Raw genomic sequence first — 15,674 nt, forward strand, 5'->3', positions numbered from 1 at the left:
TGTCTACCAAATTTTAAGAGGATCTGTCAATCTATATTTTCAAAGGCAAAATCGGATGTGAATTTTCCCTAAGATTTTTCCCTTCCCTATAAGTTTACATAATATATATTATCAGACTAAATAAATTGCGGAATTTTCCGGGATCGCCAGGTTACCTTTCTTCAGCTCTTCCTTTTTTTCGTACAGCTTTCGGTCCGCCTCAGCTACCAGCTCCTCAGCTGTCATGCTACCGGAAAAGACGGCATATCCTGCGCTTGCGGTCAACCCGCAGGCCGCCTCGATCCCATTCCGGATGCGCACGGACATCATCTCCGCAACCGACGCATCCGCATCTATGAGAATAACGGCAAATTCGTCGCCGCCGTATCTATACCCTGAATCCACGTCCTCCCTGACGCTGCTGCCGATAACGTCCCCCACCTTCTGAAGCAGTCTGTCGCCGGCCAGGTGTCCGAATTTATCATTATACTGCTTGAAACAGTCCAGATCGAGAAGGATCAGGGCCAGATTATAATCCTGCCTTCTGGACCTCACGATCTCTTCTTTAAGGCGGACATAAAAATGCCGCTGATTGTAAAGCCCGGTCAGGGAATCGGTAATGGAGAGCCTATTGAGTTCCTGACGGGTGTTACGCTCAATGATCGCCCGTTTTATCTTGGCCTCGAGTTCCTCAATTCCGAACGGCTTGTTAACGAAGTCCGTGGCCCCTGCGTTAACCACCTCCACATAATTGAATTCTTTAGAATGGCCGGTCATTGCAATGGCGCAGACGTTCGGGTATTTGCTTTTGGCCTGACGGATTAATTCAAGACCGTCCACGTCACCGAGCATACGGATATCCGTCAGCAAGAAGGTGTACTCTTTTTCCGCAAGTCTTTCCAGCGCCTCCTCCCCGGATCGCTCCGCTTCCGCTTTAAAGCCCAGCCGCTCCAACATGGCAACTATCGGTTCCCTCACGAACTCCTCATCATCCACCACGAGGACGGCTTCATCGCCATAACAAATATTATCTGTTTCCATGGTCACATCACCCCTAGGCCGCGAAACACGTTATTGGTCCGGCAGACTCGATGAGATCTCTTCCCCCCACAGGGAATTGAAAAAAGAATGTTTAATTTTTACTTTTACTAATCTCCCTATGATATCTGGATTACCGGTAAAATTAACAACTTTATGGGAATCTGTTCGTCCGGAGAGCTGGTGTCCTCTTTTACTTCCGCCCTCCACCAGAATATCTACCACCTTTCCTTCAAGCGCCTTATTTTTTTCAGTGGTAATGCCTTTTTGGATGGTCTGGAGAGTGGCGAGTCGGGAGGCTTTTGTCGCGTCATCAATTTTGCCATCCATTTTGTCTGCTGAGGTCCCTTTTCTATCGGAATAATTGAAAGAAAAGAGGGCATCAAACTTGACCCGTTTGATGAGATCCAGGGTCTGTTCGAAATCTTGGTCGGTTTCTCCGGGAAACCCTACCATAACATCGCTGGTAATGGCAATATCCGGTTTCACGGCCCTTAGTTTTTGGATCAGGGCCATATAGTCTTCCCGGGTATATCCCCGTCGCATGAGCTTGAGAATACGGTTTGCCCCCGCCTGAAATGGAAGATGGATATGCGGGCAAAGCTTCTGGAGTTCCTTGAAGCAGGAAATAAGATCATCAGAGAGGTCCTTTGGGTGTGATGTGACAAAGCGGAGTCGCAACAAGCCGTCCAGTGTATCCAGCTCATGCAGGAGGTCTGGAAAGGTCCATCTCATGTTGTCCTCCCCTAGCCAGGAATAGGAATTTACATTTTGCCCAAGGAGCGTAATCTCCTTGACGCCCTCGGAAAGGAGATGATTCGCCTCGGCAGCGATCCCTTCAGGAGATCTCGATATTTCCCGTCCACGAACGTAGGGAACAATGCAATAACTGCAGAAGTTATTGCACCCCTCCATAATAGAAATGTGTGCCGAAACCCTTCCATGAAAATACCCGTGACAGGGCGCATGAGCGGGAGGACCAAAATCCATCCCCGTGGCCACGATTTTTCCCGATGGATGACCTATTCTCTTCAATACCTCTGGAAAGCGGGACAATTCCCTGGAACCCATAATCAGGTCCAGTTGAGGAAACCGTTTCAACAACTCGGCGCCTTTCATCTGAGCGAGGCACCCGACAAGTCCAAGGAATGTGCGCGGGCGCGCCGCCTTGATGGCGGAAACCCGTCCAAGAAAACTGTACGCCTTCTGTTCAGGTTTGGCCCGTATGACGCAGGTGTTGATGAGAATAACATCCGCCTGTTCAGGCGTGTTTACCGGGACAAAACCATTAATGATCAGGGACTGGGCAAGAAAATCAGAATCGTATGCATTCATCTGGCAGCCCATGGTTTTTATATAAAAGCCCTGTGACACAAGTGCCTCTTTTCTTGTGGGGACGCAATCATACTGATGACGCGTCTCAATTTCCCGACGGTCGGAACTGCATAATACTGAATATCTATCTTTGAATATATGAAGAAAATCTTAAATTATGTCAAGAGAATGCAAATTATTTTCAAAGCCTTTGCTCAATGAAAAGACCTTCGTCGGATTTCAGGGACGCCAGCAACTCCAAAATGGTCTCTTCGCACCCGGGAGAAATGGAAATCTCGATCCACGCGGCAATGGGGTCCACTGTCGTTACCATGGCCATCCCGGCGTACGATTCGAGTGTGAACCGGATGTATCCTATTTCCTTGCGATCTACACGGAAATAGCGCCTTGTAAGCGACCCTTGACGAGGCGCGATGGTCGAAGGAGACGACATGCGCATTGAGGATCCTGGAACCTGATGCTGGGTTCCGAATAATTGTTCGGATGCTGTTGGAAATTCGAACACTCCGATACGATTACCATACATATATGCATCTTTGAATGGATACGCGTTTGTGAGAAAATATTATCTAACGCGGATACCCGCAACTAATCCTAGAGACAAACAGATTTTCTTGTTTTTTTTACTGGGTTACTGGAAATAAGGGCCTAAAGATGGATGGGCCATGAAACGGTCACCGGATATAACCGGCGGGTTCCATGGGGTATATTCATCAATCTTCAACCCTCCTACAGGTAGCCCCCCCCCACATGAGCTTGGTCCTGAGGATCTCGAAATAGCTGTGATCCGGGGACTTGAAAAGGATGATCTTTTCATCTGATTTCCGGATGGACACCAGGTCCTCATGGTGCAGATCAAATCCCACCTGTCCGTCAAACGTCAGGATGACGGTCTCTTCGCTCTCTTTTCCCATCTTGATATCGATAACCGCGCTATCCGGGACAATGATCGGTCGATTTGTCAATGTGAACGGACAAATCGGGGTCAGGACAAAGCTCTCGGACGTGGGGTAGAGGATCGGGCCTCCTGCAGAGAGGTTGTAGGCGGTGGAACCGGTCGGGGTGGAGATGATGAGGCCGTCGGCCCTGAAGGTTGTGAGAAAATTGCCGTTGATCGTGACGTCAAGATCGATAATCCTGGCCAGTGTGCTCTTGTTGATCACCACATCGTTGAGCACCTGAAACTGGATGGCCTCGGCCGCATTCCGTAAGACTTTGGTCTCTAACATCACCCGGGTTTCCACATCGAGGCCGTTTTGGATCATGGTCTCGACCACCGGATAAAGCCGGTCCAGGGGGATGCAGGTGAGGAACCCAAGACCTCCCAAGTTGACCCCAAGCATAGGGACGCCGTAGCGGCCAACGCGACGCGCCGCCCCCAGGAGGGTCCCGTCTCCGCCCAGGACAACCACCCAGTTCACATCCGTCGGGATGGCAGACGATTCCTTGAAGGTTCCATTCGCAGGTCCTTTGGCATCCATTTCTTCTGAAAAAACCCGAATGTCTTTCTTTCTGAACCATGTACTAAGCCTTTCCGCCTCTTTTCTTGCCGGTTCGTGATCATGTTTATAGATGATTCCGACCGATTGAGACGCCATTGGAACCCTCCGCTACGCTTCCATAAAAAGGGGAACGAGTTCAAAACGGTTGACATCCACCAGTCCCTTGTCGGTCAGCTTGAGTTCGGGGATCACCGGGAGGGCCAGAAAGGAGAGGACCATAAAGGGGTCCTCCAATGGGCAACCCAGTTCAACAGCGGCCCGCTTGATCATCTTGAGCTGTGGGACCATTCTTTGAAGAGGCTGAGCGGACATCAGGCCGCCGATTTCCAGGGGCACGCTCGCACAGATCTCATGGCCCCGCACCACGGCGAGCCCCCCTCCCATGTCTCTCACCACCTCGACAGCCCTGCAGATCTCCTCATCCGTAACGCCGGCAACGATTACATTGTGAGAATCGTGGGCAATGGATGAAGCGATCGCACCCTCCAGGAGTCCAAAACCGCTGACCAGTCCCAGCCCGATGTTGCCGCTTCCTGTATGCCGTTCCACCACTGCCAGTTTCAGCAGATCCCTTTCAGGGGCTGTCTTTACGAACCCATTTACTGATGGAACGGCTTCCATGCGGGTGTGGGTAAGGATCTGTCCGGGCACCAGTTGGATGATTCGCGCCCTGCCCCCGGGATGGGGAATGCGAAAATCACCAGGATGAAACGGAGCGATCGGCAGAGGGCTGGAGGGTTCACGCAAAAACGCCGGAGTATTCCACCACCCGGAGTCAACCGGCTCACCGTCCCGGACCACATGCCTCCCGTCCTTGTACACATCGTCGACCGCGAAAGTTTCGAGATCGCTCAAAACAACGATATCCGCCTGATAACCGGGAGCTATGGCGCCCTTTTTGCGCAGACCGAAGTAGGCGGCCGGATTCAAGGTCGCCAATCGTATGGCCGTCATCGGATCCAGACCGGATCGAACCGCTTTTCTCATAACAAAATCAAGATGCCCTCGATCCTGAATATCCTCGGCATGAAGGTCGTCTGAAACAAAACAGAACCGATCCCGATTCATATCGGTGACCAGCGGAAGCAACGCATCCAGATTCCTGGCCGATGTCCCCTCGCGGATCATGAGCATCATCCCATTTTCCATCTTTTCAAGGGCTTCCTGACGAAGGGTCGATTCGTGATCAGATCCGATCCCCGCGCTCAGGTATGCCTGGAGATCATAGCCGGACAGCATGGGGCAATGTCCATCCACCACCCGATCCTGAAAGAGAACAATCTTTTCAAGGACCTGGGGATCTCCCATAAGGACTCCCGGGAAATTCATCATCTCCGCCAATCCCAGGATGCGGGGTTCATCCAGGAGTCCCTTAAGATCCGAGGCGGTCAGGGTGGCGCCCGAAGTCTCCAGGTGGGTGGCCGGCACGCAGGAGGGGGCCATGAAAAATATATCAAAGGGGATATCGCTGCTCTCCTTCAGCATATACCGGATACCCTTAAGACCCAGGACATTGGCAATTTCATGGGGGTCTGCCACAATGGCCGTCGTCCCATGAACGAGGAGCGCGGTTGCAATATGCGAAGGGGAAAGCATGCTGCTCTCTATATGAAGATGTCCGTCGATGAGGCCCGGAATGATCCATCGGTTGCTGACGTCAACTTCAATTTTCCCGTGATAGGTAAGCCCCACCCCTACGATGAACCCATCCGAAACCGCAACATCCCCTTTCTGGATCTTGTTGGAAAAGAGATTGACGACCCGGCCGTTTTTCAGGACGAGATCCGCCGGGATCTCTCCTTTGCCGGCCAGGATCCTTCGCCTGAGGGTTTCTGTCGGAGTTCCCATCGGGGTATGCACCTCCTATCGAGTCGTCTTTCCGATCACGAACCATTCTTCGGTCAAATCCGATGTGGTATCCACCAGAAGATGGACGAAACTTGATCTGGAATAATGCCCTTTGAGCGCATCCAGGTCCACCGGCTCGAATCTGTTTACGTTATTGGTATAGGCCTGCTCGGTCAGGGCGTTTGATTCATAATTCTCTTTGGTCCGTCTCGAGATACGGCTGAGGGAAACCGCTTTCGGGCAGTGGGTCTGTTGAATCACCAGCTTCATTCCGTGTGTCTCCGCCACCTCTGCCGCCCGCATCCTGAGGGCCTGGGTGACAAATGTGGCGTCCAAGATCATGGAAGTGCCGTCAGCGGCCAGCTCATGGGCCATCCTGAACATCTCGTCATACACCAGTGTCCGCTTCTTCATACTGGACGCCACCTTTTCATCGAAGATATCCTCGTTCTTGAGCACCTCCAGGCGGATCAGATCGGATCTCAGAATAGTGTATCCCTTCAGATCGGCGATGACCTCCGTCGTTTCCGTCTTGTAGGATGCGGGCAGGCCGCAGGCAATGAGAACGGTTCTTGGCCCCAACTCATTATTCATAAACTCCACAAATGGTTCCTTCATCATATCACTCCTTTGGTCAGCACTACTGTCACGGCAGCGGCGTGATTCAATCCAAAAATTCCTGAATTCCTAAGGTGGCCAGACGGGCACAACCAAACAGGTTTCACCCAAGTCCCGGAAGCGCTCTGGACGGGCAAATTTCTTCGCACGTTGCAGAGAAGTTACAGACAAAGAGTCTAAACCCCTATATACGAGGTTGCGAGCTGAAAGTATTTTCCGGCCGTCAAGACCGCCCTCTCTTTTTCCTGCTTGCCGATAGACGCGTCATCCACTTGAAATCCGTTTACCTTTCCCCGAACCACCGCCCGATAGACCTTGTAGAACGTCAGCAGCGCATCCATCTCTTCCTCCCGGGCCAGCTCTTTGTAATAGTCCCAAAGGGTTCCGGCAAGATCACCACCCCCATGATACTCCAGGTCCATCAAGAGAAAGGCGATATCTGCAATGGTATCGCTGTAACGGAAGCGATCATTGAATTCGATGCAGTCGAAGATGGGGAGGTCTTCTGTCAGGCAGATGTGCTCCATGTGAAGGTCGCCATGACAGTCTCTGATCCGGCCCTGCACTACCCTCTCCATAAAGAGCGATCCATGCGATTGATAGAAGTCCTCTGTCCAGCGCTTAAGTGACCGGAACTGCTTCTCAGTAATGGTTATCCCCACATACTTGCTGATCTGATCGAAGTTTTCGTCCGTATTGATCTTAAACCGTTCCGGCGCCCCGAAGGCGTCGATCTCAGGGGTCCTGGCGGTGTTTGCGTGGAACGCGGCAACGACCTCGGCGATCTGCTTAAGATGAGTTTTCTCTATCCCATTGCGGGGAAAGAGCGATTTCATGAGCTTGTCATCCGGGATCCGTTTCATCTTGACCGCGTAGTCCACCGCCTCTCCTCCGGTTTCCCGAAGGGTGTGTGTTGTCCCCCGGAGGGTGACGGGGAGGACCCCTAAATAGAGGTCCTTGCTGAGCCGCCGGTTCAGGTCAACCTCCCGGTGGCAGTAGAATTTCCGTTTCTCCAGGGTGGAGAAGTCCAAGAAACCGAAATTAACAGGCTTCTTGACCTTATATACAAACGCATCCGCCACAAACACGATGGAGATGTGGGTCTGCACCACGGTCACGCTCTCTGTCTTGTCCGGGAGGGCGCCGGGATTCTGAAGGTCCTTGATAATCGTATTCATGATCTGCTTTCCGTCGCTTTGATGCCGAACTGTTCCGCCACATAGCCCGGCACATCGACCGTACCCATAATAATCGGGTCTTGATGACAGTCAGACCCGCCCGTGACCATTAATCCTTCCTCCCGGGCCAACTCGATGTAGGCCGAGGTGCTCTCAGCGCTGAGCCTCGAATGCCAGCATTCCAGACCATCCAGAAAGGGAACCATGGCCTCCCGGATGATCCGGCATTGTTCCTGAATGGATGTTGTCAGGCCCATCAGGGAAGTCCCGTTGGGGTCATTTCCGTGGGCCAGCATCAATTTGCCTCCCGCCCCCCGGATAAGGCGGGAGGCCTCTTCCAGGGAAAGGGGCATTTTAGGCACATTACAGGCCACCAGATAGTTGTCAAAAGCCTCCTGCCGTGTGGCGACCATCCCTTTTCTGACCATATAGTTGGCGATGTGCGGCCTGCCAAAGGCGCCGTCAACCGTCTCTTCAATGGCCAGGAGATCTTTCTGCGTAAAGGGAACCAAACCCCTTTTTATGAATTCCAGGTTGATCTTATTCAGGATCTCTTCGGCCCGGCGTCGACGATAGGCGATCAGTTCTCCTATCTTATTGATGAGGGGAGAATCGTGGATATCATAGTCGTATCCCAGGACATCCAGAGATACGGCCTTTCCGCTTTTATAGTCGGGGTGTGAAAAAGAGATGTTTAATTCCACCCCGGACAGATAATCCATCCCGTAATGCGATGCCAGGGATCTCGCGGTCTCCTGGCAGGCGATATTATCGTGATCTGTGATTGAAATCAGCCCGATACCTCTTGAATGGGCCTCTTTGAAGATCTCCGGAAGGGTCAGCTTGCCGTCCGAGCAGTCTCTGGAATGTATATGAAGATCAATTTTCATAATCTCGAATCATGTCTCCGCCGAGTTGCAGTGCCCTCACATTTGCGGGGAGTTTGGAGGCGGGGAAGATGCTCTGAATGACCTCCTGGATATCGCTGGCGGCTAAAGGGAAACCGGGGAGTGCGCAGAGTGCGCCCAGCATAATCATGTTGAGAATGATGGGACCTCCCAGATCCAGGGCCTTGTCCGTGGCGTTCAGCCAGTAAAGCTTCTGACCGGCCTTTTCCAGGATGTTCCGGATCCATTCAGGATCAGGATATTCCACATCGCCGGCGATCACATTCAAGGGATGTATGGGCCTGGAGTTGGTGATAAACACCGTCTCTTCATTGCCATATTCCTCCACAATCCGCAAGGTCTCCAGCGGCTCCAGCCCGATGATGATGTGGGCCGTGTTGGGCGGTATCAGCGGGCCATAAATTTTCGCTTCAGACAGGCGGATGTGACTCATCACGGCCCCGCCCCTCTGAGACAGGCCGAAGGTCTCGCCGATGGTGACCCGAAACCCCTTCCTGAGTGCGGTCTGACCCAGTATCTGGGATGCCAGGACATTCCCCTGTCCCCCGACTCCGGTAATGATCAGGTTTAACGGCTTTTTCATGATTTTTTCTCTCGCTCAATAGCCTCCTGCGGGCAGATATCTCCGCAAATCCCACACCCCACACAGATGACGTCATCGATTTTCGCCTTTCCAGCCGCTTTATCCCATAGGAGTCCGGGACAGCGAAAAACCCGGGTGCAATACCGGCCGCACCCGCATGCCTCGCCCAGACACCGATCCGGGTTGACGCGCATTCGATACGGGAATCCCCCTTGTCTCCCCTGGACTAGTGCGCATTTGCGTCGCATCACAAGGACCCTGGGCCCCGTCTTTTGCATGAGCCGGTAAATGGTGCGGGCCGCATTGTCCAGTTCATAGGGGTCTTCCACTTCCACGTAAGCCCCCAAGGCGCGGCAGATCCCTTCGATATCGGCTGGAACGGTCGGCTCTCCCATGGCAGTGGCGTCGCTGCCGGGATGGGGCTGGAATCCGGTCATGGCGGTTGCGCTGTTGTCCAGGATCAGGAGGAGGATGTCGGATTGATTGAAAGTTGCGTTGATCAGTCCGGGAAGGCCTGCATGAAAAAAGGTGGAATCTCCCACCACAGTGATCACGGGCTGATCAAAACCGAATCTATCGAGTTTTCCGTAGCCGGAGGCAATGCCTAATCCTGACCCCATGGCATGCACGGATTTCACCTGGTTGAACCCGGTAGGAAACAATCCCAGGCTGTAACACCCGATATCACCTGAGACAAAGCCGTCCCGATGGTCCCAGGCCAATGCCGTTTTGATGGCGTAATATGATCCTCGATGGGGGCATCCGGGGCAGAATCCGAATTCCCTCGCAGAAATGAGATCGTTTGTAAGCTCTTTAATTCTAAGTTGATATTCAATATTGTTCCAGGAAAGGTTGAATAAATCTCCCACGACACGGAGGATAATCGAGGGAGAAAGCTCGCCGCCTAGAGGAATGTGGCCTGATGCCCTCCCCATGTATTCCTTGAGACCGATTTTCTTACCGAGGTCCGCGCCCAGGGACTTGACATTATCCTCCATAAACGCATCAATCTCTTCCACGAAGAGGATGCGATCGCAGCTTCCCAGATGTTTCTCCAACAGGTTTTTGGGGAGCGGCCAGGTGGTTCCCAGTTTCAGGACACCCGCCCGTTCCTCAAGGCCCAGGATCTGGACCGCCTCGGAAACATAATTCCAGGCACACCCGGATGAGATAATTAGGATCTCCGGCCTGTTCGGGCCTTCGTAGCAGTTAAAGGGAGAGGTCTCATACAGATCGGCCGCCTGTATCAGCTTCTCATGCCTCGCCACGTCTTTGGCGACCACGGGAAAAGTGTGAAAAGGGGTGTTCGTATCCACGCGCGGGGTCACCCGATTATCCGGGATCGCCCCGGTTTGGACATTGCTTCGGGTATGGGAGAGCCGGGACACGCTCCGAAGCAACACAATATTCCCGATGATCTCGGACAGCTCAAAGGCCCACCGGGTCATCTCCAGGGCCTCCTGGGGGGTGGCCGGCTCCAGCAGAGGGATCTGGGCCAGGCGGGCAAAGAGCCGGGCATCCTCCTCATTGGTGCTGGATATGCCGCCCGGATCGTCACACGTCACCAGGACCAACCCCCCTTTTGTCCCCGAAAGCGCAAGATTGGTCAGGAAATCAGAGACCACGTTCACGCCGTTCTGTTTCATGCTGGCCAAGGCCCGGCACCCGGCAAATGAGGCGGCGGCAGCGGCCTCAAGGGCCACCTTTTCATTGACCGACCATTCCACATAGATCGACAGATCACGGGATGCCTGGATCAATGTTTCAATAATCTCCGACGACGGGTTACCCGGATACCCCGCACAGAAAATAACGCCCCCTTCCAGTGCCCCCCGCGCAATCGCCTCGTTTCCCTGAAGAAGGAGTTCCTGTCCATCGGCCTTTTCGCTGATTCTGTTCATGCATCACTCATCTTGTGTTGAACGGTCAATTTCCGCCTGCCTGGCCCTGTGCCGCTTATTGCGGGCAGCCTCCCTGAGATGGTCGAGACTTGCACCGGGTAGGTCATCTGTTTCCAGCCAGCCTTCGTTAATGGCCCGCTTCAATAGCTGAGACCCTGTTTCTGTCCTTGCAATCACCGTGTTCCAGCCGTTGCGGCCTTCCGCCGTCCCCACCGAAATGTCGGACGTCTCGGCGGTCATGTCCTCACACAGGAAGCATCCCTTCTGGACCATCGGACGGATATCTGAGAGAGGGAAACTCCTCCACCCGACCTGGGTCTGGACCTTGAATGTTTCAGCCGGCGGAGGCGGGATATCGGCTTTCAGTACAGGGCCTTCCACTTTCTGCCGGGCCAGGTAGGCCGTCAGACTGGGATAATCAAGTGCCCATGTACAGAAAAGACCGATTCTGAGGGATACCGCATCGGCCCTCTCCTCCCCATCCGGCTGTACCAGACGCATTCGGGCAAGGGCCTCCATCTGACAGGGCAGGCCCACCACCCCCAGACGGGAATACCCCTTCTTTAAGGCCGTGTTCATTGCCGATAGTCCCCCAGAGGCCGAATACCTGGAACCGGCGCAGTCCAGGACCTCGGACCTCCTGTGCACAATCCTCCCCTTAGGTGCAAAGAGATCTCCGGCATCCGTCAAAACAGCCGAAGATATCACCTCTTTTTCAAGGGCGTAGATGAGAAGCGCGGATACAACGCCGCCATATTGCGATCTCTTTTGGATTGCTTCATCGGTAGACCGTGCCATCAGAATTTCCCTGCACTCGCCGATGTCGCCGGCGGAGGTTCCCTTGAACGAGGAAGTCCCCTCGTAATCGGCCCTGGGGCACACCTGAAGGCATTGAAACGTCCCGGCAGGACAAAGGTCCATCACCACGACCTTTCCGTCAAAATAATTAAAATAGGGACATAATCCGACGCAGGCCCCGCATCGAACACAAAGGCCTTTGTTGATCACCCGTGCAATTAACCGCCCCTGCCCTTCTGGATTCGGTATGTTCATCTCTTGCGGATTTCCCCTAAGGCGGGCCTGACAGCCGCAACCAAAAAAGGTATTGGTGGCAATCCCGGAAATTTTTCCGAGCACTTATTGATATGGCGCCAACATCTCCGCATGGCGCAGAGACATTATGACCAAAGATTCTATTCAGCATATGTTACGACGGTGCAGAACACCCTCCACAGTCTTACAGGCGCCTGCGGTGAGCCCCCGCCATCGGTATTCCACCGGGAGTTCACAGACTGAAGATTTGTTTGGTTGAATCAATCGGCGAGTCGTGCGAAATGCCGGCGCCCCATTTCCTCTCCGGCCGGGTTCTCACACAACTTCGGCGTATACTTATATCAGGGTGGAGAGGAGGTCAAGGCGAAAAAAAGGTTGAAACCGATAAAAAGGAAATAGAAATGCCATCGGCCTGTATTGCTAAACGTTGTCTGCTTGGCCGATGATTTCGTTCGTGTAATAGTGATAATACGCAAAGACCTTTTTTACGTAATGCTGGGTCGCCTTTATGGGAGGGATGCCGTGATGCCGTTTGACCGTGCTGCTTCCGGCATTGTAGGCCGCTAATGCCAATTCGATATCGCAATTGAACTCTTCCAAGAGTTGTTTGAAATATCTGACGCCACCATTCACATTATGCTCGGGATTGAACGCGTCCTCCACGCCCAATGACTCAGCCGTTCTGGGCATTAGCTGCATGAGCCCGGTGGCTCCCTGGCTGGAAACGGCTTGAGGATCGTATCCGGATTCAGCCATGACAATCGCCTTGATAAGCGCAGGATCTACCATGTGACGGGTTGCAGCCTTAAGGATGATATCATGATAGCGCTTGGATTTTTTTCCCAAGGCGGGAGGCATATCGATATTCAAGGCGGGAGGCATATAGACATCCACGGCGGGTTCTTTTTCCACCTGTTCGTATTGAGGCTGGGGTCGAAGACTTGTCACTCCGGAAGAACTGAATGCAAGGAAGGTGGAGGCGACTACAATACAGAGAATAAAAGCAGATTTCTTAAGGAAAATCGATCGTATGAATACGTCCTCATCCATTTTTCAACTCCTGATTTAATGATTAAAAACTCCACAGTCCAGAGTTCTCGTAATGTATTGATTTTATTGAATGCATAAATTCCAGGTCGTCATTCCGGCGAAAGCCGGAATCCAGTGTCTTTTTGATAAGTTAAATGTTCCCCGTACTTGCGGGGATCAAGTCCGGCATGACGTAAGAACTTTGGACTCTCAAGTTAAAAAATTTAATGACTATTTAATGTCTGTCAACTATTTTCGGGTGTTGAAGAAAGAGGATATCCTGTTTTCATCCGATCGACTGTTTGATACCATTCCACCCCGGAAGAGCATTTCTCAGGATTTGCCAAAGTAAGCAAAATGTGCGCCACAACATCGTATTGGAGAGTATGCTATTGATTTTATGTTTTTTTTGTAATATGCACGGTGACAAAGGATATGAATGACGCTTGGCCAGTGTGGCGCTGACGCCTCATTTAACAGGATGTCGACCACAGGATGACCGTTTAAGTGGGTCCCTGATTCGACCGGCTCATTTTCAACGTGGCATACTGACGTCCGTTGCAGTATATTGAAATTTTCTGACTGCTGAATGCTTGAGGACGAAAAGGAGGCCCAAATGGAAGAAAAGATATCAAACACCGTGGCGTTCTTGAAAGACAGGCTGAAGGAACCCCCTGAAATAGGGATGATTACAGGAACAGGATTGGGGGCGCTAACGGAAAGGATCACCGCTGACCTGCGTCTTCCCTATGAAAAGATCCCCCATTTTCCCAGATCAACGGTTGAAGGTCATAAGGGGACCCTGGTAGCCGGCAGAGTCGCCGACAGATCGATTATTGCCATGGAAGGCCGTTTTCATCTCTACGAGGGGTATTCCCCTCAGGAGGTCACCTTTCCCGTGAGGGTCATGGCCGGTCTCGGCGTGCGCTATCTGCTGATGTCAAGCGCGGCCGGCGGGCTCAACCCACAGTTCAATAGCGGAGACCTTATGATTGTTACGGACCATATCAATCTGAAAGGGTCCAATCCGTTGCCGGGAGCCAATCTTGATCAGTTCGGTCCCCGCTTTCCTGATATGAGCAGGGCCTATTCAAAAGATCTGATCCGGATCGCCAGGCAGGAGGCCGTTCAGGCGGGGATTATGATCTGCCAGGGGGTCTACGTGGGCGTCTTGGGGCCGTCCTTGGAAACGCCCGCCGAAACACGATTTTTAAGGATGATCGGCGCGGATGCAGTGGGGATGTCCACGGTTTCACAAACCATTGTCGCGGTCCACTGCGGCCTCAGGGTCCTCGCTATCGCCGTTATCACCAATGTAAATCTTCCCGACTGCATGGAGCAGACCTCAATGGAAGATGTAATCACCGCATCCCAAAAGGCTGGGCCGGTACTGACGGATCTCTGGGAACGGATTATCGGCAGGCTGCCGGCCAAGTGATCGACCGTGTTCGAGAATGAGAATTGACTCCTGGGAAATGTTTGTTCAGGCGCGCTCCATTTGTGGTATGCCCGTCTCAACCTCTCTCAAATTCAATACGAGGGGTATCCCCTTATCAAGATGTCATCTCCAAATCTTCTCACCCGGATTTCTTTCAGGACCATGGAATCCTCCATCTTCTTGGGGCCCGGGCCGACTGCCATCGGAATGCCGTCATCTCCGCCAAGGAGCCTGGGCGCTTTGAAAAGGTAGAATTTGTCGATCAATCTCCCTCTGATCATGGATCCGGTGAGGGCGGCGCCCCCTTCCACCAGGACACTCATGACAGACATCTTTCCCAACTGTTTCATCAATGCCTCGAGATCGATTTTACCCTCCCTCACCGGGCATGTGACAGTGGACATCCCGCTTTCTCGAAAAGACCGGAGATCCGCGGCCTCCGCACCTTCACCCGTTACGATCAGGGTATCGGCAGAAGAATGCTGCCTTAAAACCTTTGCATTGCGCGGGATCCTGCAGTGTGTGTCCACTACAATTCGAAGAGGATCTCTCCCTCTCCCCCTTTTCAGTCGCGTGGTCAGGGAGGGGTCGTCCGCAAGAATCGTTCCGATTCCCACCATAACGGCATCCACCCTGTCTCTCAGACGGTGCACAAAGGCTCTGGATTCCTCGTTGGTGATCCATTTTGAGTGACCGGTGGAGGTTGCAATCCACCCGTCCAGGGTCATGGCCGACTTTGCGATCACAAAGGGTTGTCCGTCTCCAATAAATTTCAGAAAATCTTCATTGAGCCGCCGGCATTCGGCCGCCAGAACACCCACCGTCACCTCAATACCATGGGCCTCCAGGAATTCACACCCTCCGCCGGTCACCTGTGGATTCGGATCTTTCATTCCGACCACCACCCTTCGGATGCCGCTCTTAAGTATCGCCTCGGTGCAGGGCGGCGTCTTACCCGTGTGATTGCAGGGCTCCAGGGTGACATAAAGGGTATCTCCCGGGGACCGGTTTCCCAACCGGTTTAATGCCTCCGCCTCTGCGTGGGGGAGGCCCGCCTGTCTGTGATATCCCTTTGCGGCGACTGTTCCATTTCTAACAATGACCGCCCCTACCGCAGGATTAGGCGAGGTCCGGCCTGAACCTTTTCGCGCCTCTCGAAGAGCCAGCCTCATGAATTCGGCATCCATTTTATTCGGATCTTTTCTCATTGGTGGATAGTTTCAACGGGGTTTGTTTCGGGGAATCACATCGGGAGTCATTCGGC

Annotated in this window: 14 protein-coding genes; 1 reads left to right on the plus strand and 13 read right to left on the minus strand. The window is 52.9% G+C overall.

Features of this window, described 5'->3' with window-relative positions; all coding sequences use genetic code 11:
* Positions 1-111 precede the first annotated feature (111 nt).
* The 12 genes from K9N21_10655 to K9N21_10710 form a co-directional block, all read right to left on the minus strand.
* The gene (locus K9N21_10655) at positions 112-1,020 is read right to left on the minus strand and encodes a diguanylate cyclase (protein ID MCF8144368.1); all 909 of its coding nucleotides are present in this window, start codon (positions 1,018-1,020) and stop codon (positions 112-114) included.
* 30 nt (positions 1,021-1,050) lie between these two features.
* Positions 1,051-2,364 carry a tRNA (N6-isopentenyl adenosine(37)-C2)-methylthiotransferase MiaB gene (miaB, locus tag K9N21_10660; protein ID MCF8144369.1) on the minus strand — a complete coding sequence of 438 codons (1,314 nt, stop codon included), beginning with the start codon at positions 2,362-2,364 and terminating at the stop codon, positions 1,051-1,053.
* Between the two features lie 169 nt (positions 2,365-2,533).
* Positions 2,534-2,785: a DUF4911 domain-containing protein gene (locus K9N21_10665; GenBank protein MCF8144370.1), complete on the minus strand. Its 252-nt coding sequence runs from the start codon at positions 2,783-2,785 to the stop codon at positions 2,534-2,536.
* A 280-nt stretch (positions 2,786-3,065) separates the two neighbouring features.
* A complete protein-coding gene (locus tag K9N21_10670) occupies positions 3,066-3,950 on the minus strand; it encodes an NAD(+)/NADH kinase (protein MCF8144371.1) in 885 nt (294 codons plus the stop codon).
* Between the two features lie 12 nt (positions 3,951-3,962).
* A complete protein-coding gene (ade, locus tag K9N21_10675) occupies positions 3,963-5,702 on the minus strand; it encodes an adenine deaminase (GenBank protein MCF8144372.1) in 1,740 nt (579 codons plus the stop codon).
* Positions 5,703-5,717: 15 nt separating this feature from the next.
* Positions 5,718-6,323, minus strand: coding sequence for an ATP-binding protein (locus K9N21_10680; protein ID MCF8144373.1), 606 nt, complete (start codon positions 6,321-6,323; stop codon positions 5,718-5,720).
* Between the two features lie 173 nt (positions 6,324-6,496).
* Entirely contained in the window at positions 6,497-7,438 is a 942-nt protein-coding gene (locus K9N21_10685; GenBank protein ID MCF8144374.1) for a gluconokinase, read from the minus strand.
* Between the two features lie 56 nt (positions 7,439-7,494).
* The gene (locus K9N21_10690) at positions 7,495-8,388 is read right to left on the minus strand and encodes a PHP domain-containing protein (protein ID MCF8144375.1); all 894 of its coding nucleotides are present in this window, start codon (positions 8,386-8,388) and stop codon (positions 7,495-7,497) included.
* Positions 8,378-8,989: an indolepyruvate oxidoreductase subunit beta gene (locus tag K9N21_10695; protein ID MCF8144376.1), complete on the minus strand. Its 612-nt coding sequence runs from the start codon at positions 8,987-8,989 to the stop codon at positions 8,378-8,380. Before K9N21_10695 ends, K9N21_10690 begins: the two co-directional genes overlap by 11 nt.
* Positions 8,986-10,890 carry an indolepyruvate ferredoxin oxidoreductase subunit alpha gene (locus tag K9N21_10700; protein MCF8144377.1) on the minus strand — a complete coding sequence of 635 codons (1,905 nt, stop codon included), beginning with the start codon at positions 10,888-10,890 and terminating at the stop codon, positions 8,986-8,988. Before K9N21_10700 ends, K9N21_10695 begins: the two co-directional genes overlap by 4 nt.
* A 3-nt stretch (positions 10,891-10,893) precedes the next feature.
* Entirely contained in the window at positions 10,894-11,943 is a 1,050-nt protein-coding gene (locus tag K9N21_10705; GenBank protein MCF8144378.1) for a Coenzyme F420 hydrogenase/dehydrogenase, beta subunit C-terminal domain, read from the minus strand.
* Between the two features lie 420 nt (positions 11,944-12,363).
* Complete coding sequence (locus K9N21_10710; protein ID MCF8144379.1) at positions 12,364-12,993, minus strand: lytic transglycosylase domain-containing protein; 630 nt, start codon at positions 12,991-12,993, stop codon at positions 12,364-12,366.
* A gap of 595 nt (positions 12,994-13,588) precedes the next feature.
* Here K9N21_10710 and K9N21_10715 point away from each other — a divergent pair.
* Entirely contained in the window at positions 13,589-14,410 is an 822-nt protein-coding gene (locus K9N21_10715; GenBank protein ID MCF8144380.1) for a purine-nucleoside phosphorylase, read from the plus strand.
* A 92-nt stretch (positions 14,411-14,502) separates the two neighbouring features.
* Here K9N21_10715 and ribD read toward each other — a convergent pair whose 3' ends face one another.
* Positions 14,503-15,597 (minus strand): bifunctional diaminohydroxyphosphoribosylaminopyrimidine deaminase/5-amino-6-(5-phosphoribosylamino)uracil reductase RibD, encoded by a 1,095-nt coding sequence (ribD, locus tag K9N21_10720; protein ID MCF8144381.1) that lies wholly within the window; start codon positions 15,595-15,597, stop codon positions 14,503-14,505.
* Between the last annotated feature and the right edge of the window lie 77 nt (positions 15,598-15,674).

This window comes from Deltaproteobacteria bacterium (assembly GCA_021737785.1).
Classification (GTDB): domain Bacteria; phylum Desulfobacterota; class DSM-4660; order Desulfatiglandales; family Desulfatiglandaceae; genus AUK324.

Coding starts and splice junctions, on each gene's coding strand:
- K9N21_10655 (MCF8144368.1), bottom strand. CDS start 1,020: ATGGAAACAGATAATATTTGTTATGGCGATGAAGCCGTCCTCGTGGTG.
- miaB (MCF8144369.1), bottom strand. CDS start 2,364: ATGGGCTGCCAGATGAATGCATACGATTCTGATTTTCTTGCCCAGTCC.
- K9N21_10665 (MCF8144370.1), bottom strand. CDS start 2,785: ATGTCGTCTCCTTCGACCATCGCGCCTCGTCAAGGGTCGCTTACAAGG.
- K9N21_10670 (MCF8144371.1), bottom strand. CDS start 3,950: ATGGCGTCTCAATCGGTCGGAATCATCTATAAACATGATCACGAACCG.
- ade (MCF8144372.1), bottom strand. CDS start 5,702: ATGGGAACTCCGACAGAAACCCTCAGGCGAAGGATCCTGGCCGGCAAA.
- K9N21_10680 (MCF8144373.1), bottom strand. CDS start 6,323: ATGATGAAGGAACCATTTGTGGAGTTTATGAATAATGAGTTGGGGCCA.
- K9N21_10690 (MCF8144375.1), bottom strand. CDS start 8,388: ATGAAAATTGATCTTCATATACATTCCAGAGACTGCTCGGACGGCAAG.
- K9N21_10695 (MCF8144376.1), bottom strand. CDS start 8,989: ATGAAAAAGCCGTTAAACCTGATCATTACCGGAGTCGGGGGACAGGGG.
- K9N21_10700 (MCF8144377.1), bottom strand. CDS start 10,890: ATGAACAGAATCAGCGAAAAGGCCGATGGACAGGAACTCCTTCTTCAG.
- K9N21_10705 (MCF8144378.1), bottom strand. CDS start 11,943: ATGAACATACCGAATCCAGAAGGGCAGGGGCGGTTAATTGCACGGGTG.
- K9N21_10710 (MCF8144379.1), bottom strand. CDS start 12,993: ATGGATGAGGACGTATTCATACGATCGATTTTCCTTAAGAAATCTGCT.
- K9N21_10715 (MCF8144380.1), top strand. CDS start 13,589: ATGGAAGAAAAGATATCAAACACCGTGGCGTTCTTGAAAGACAGGCTG.
- ribD (MCF8144381.1), bottom strand. CDS start 15,597: ATGGATGCCGAATTCATGAGGCTGGCTCTTCGAGAGGCGCGAAAAGGT.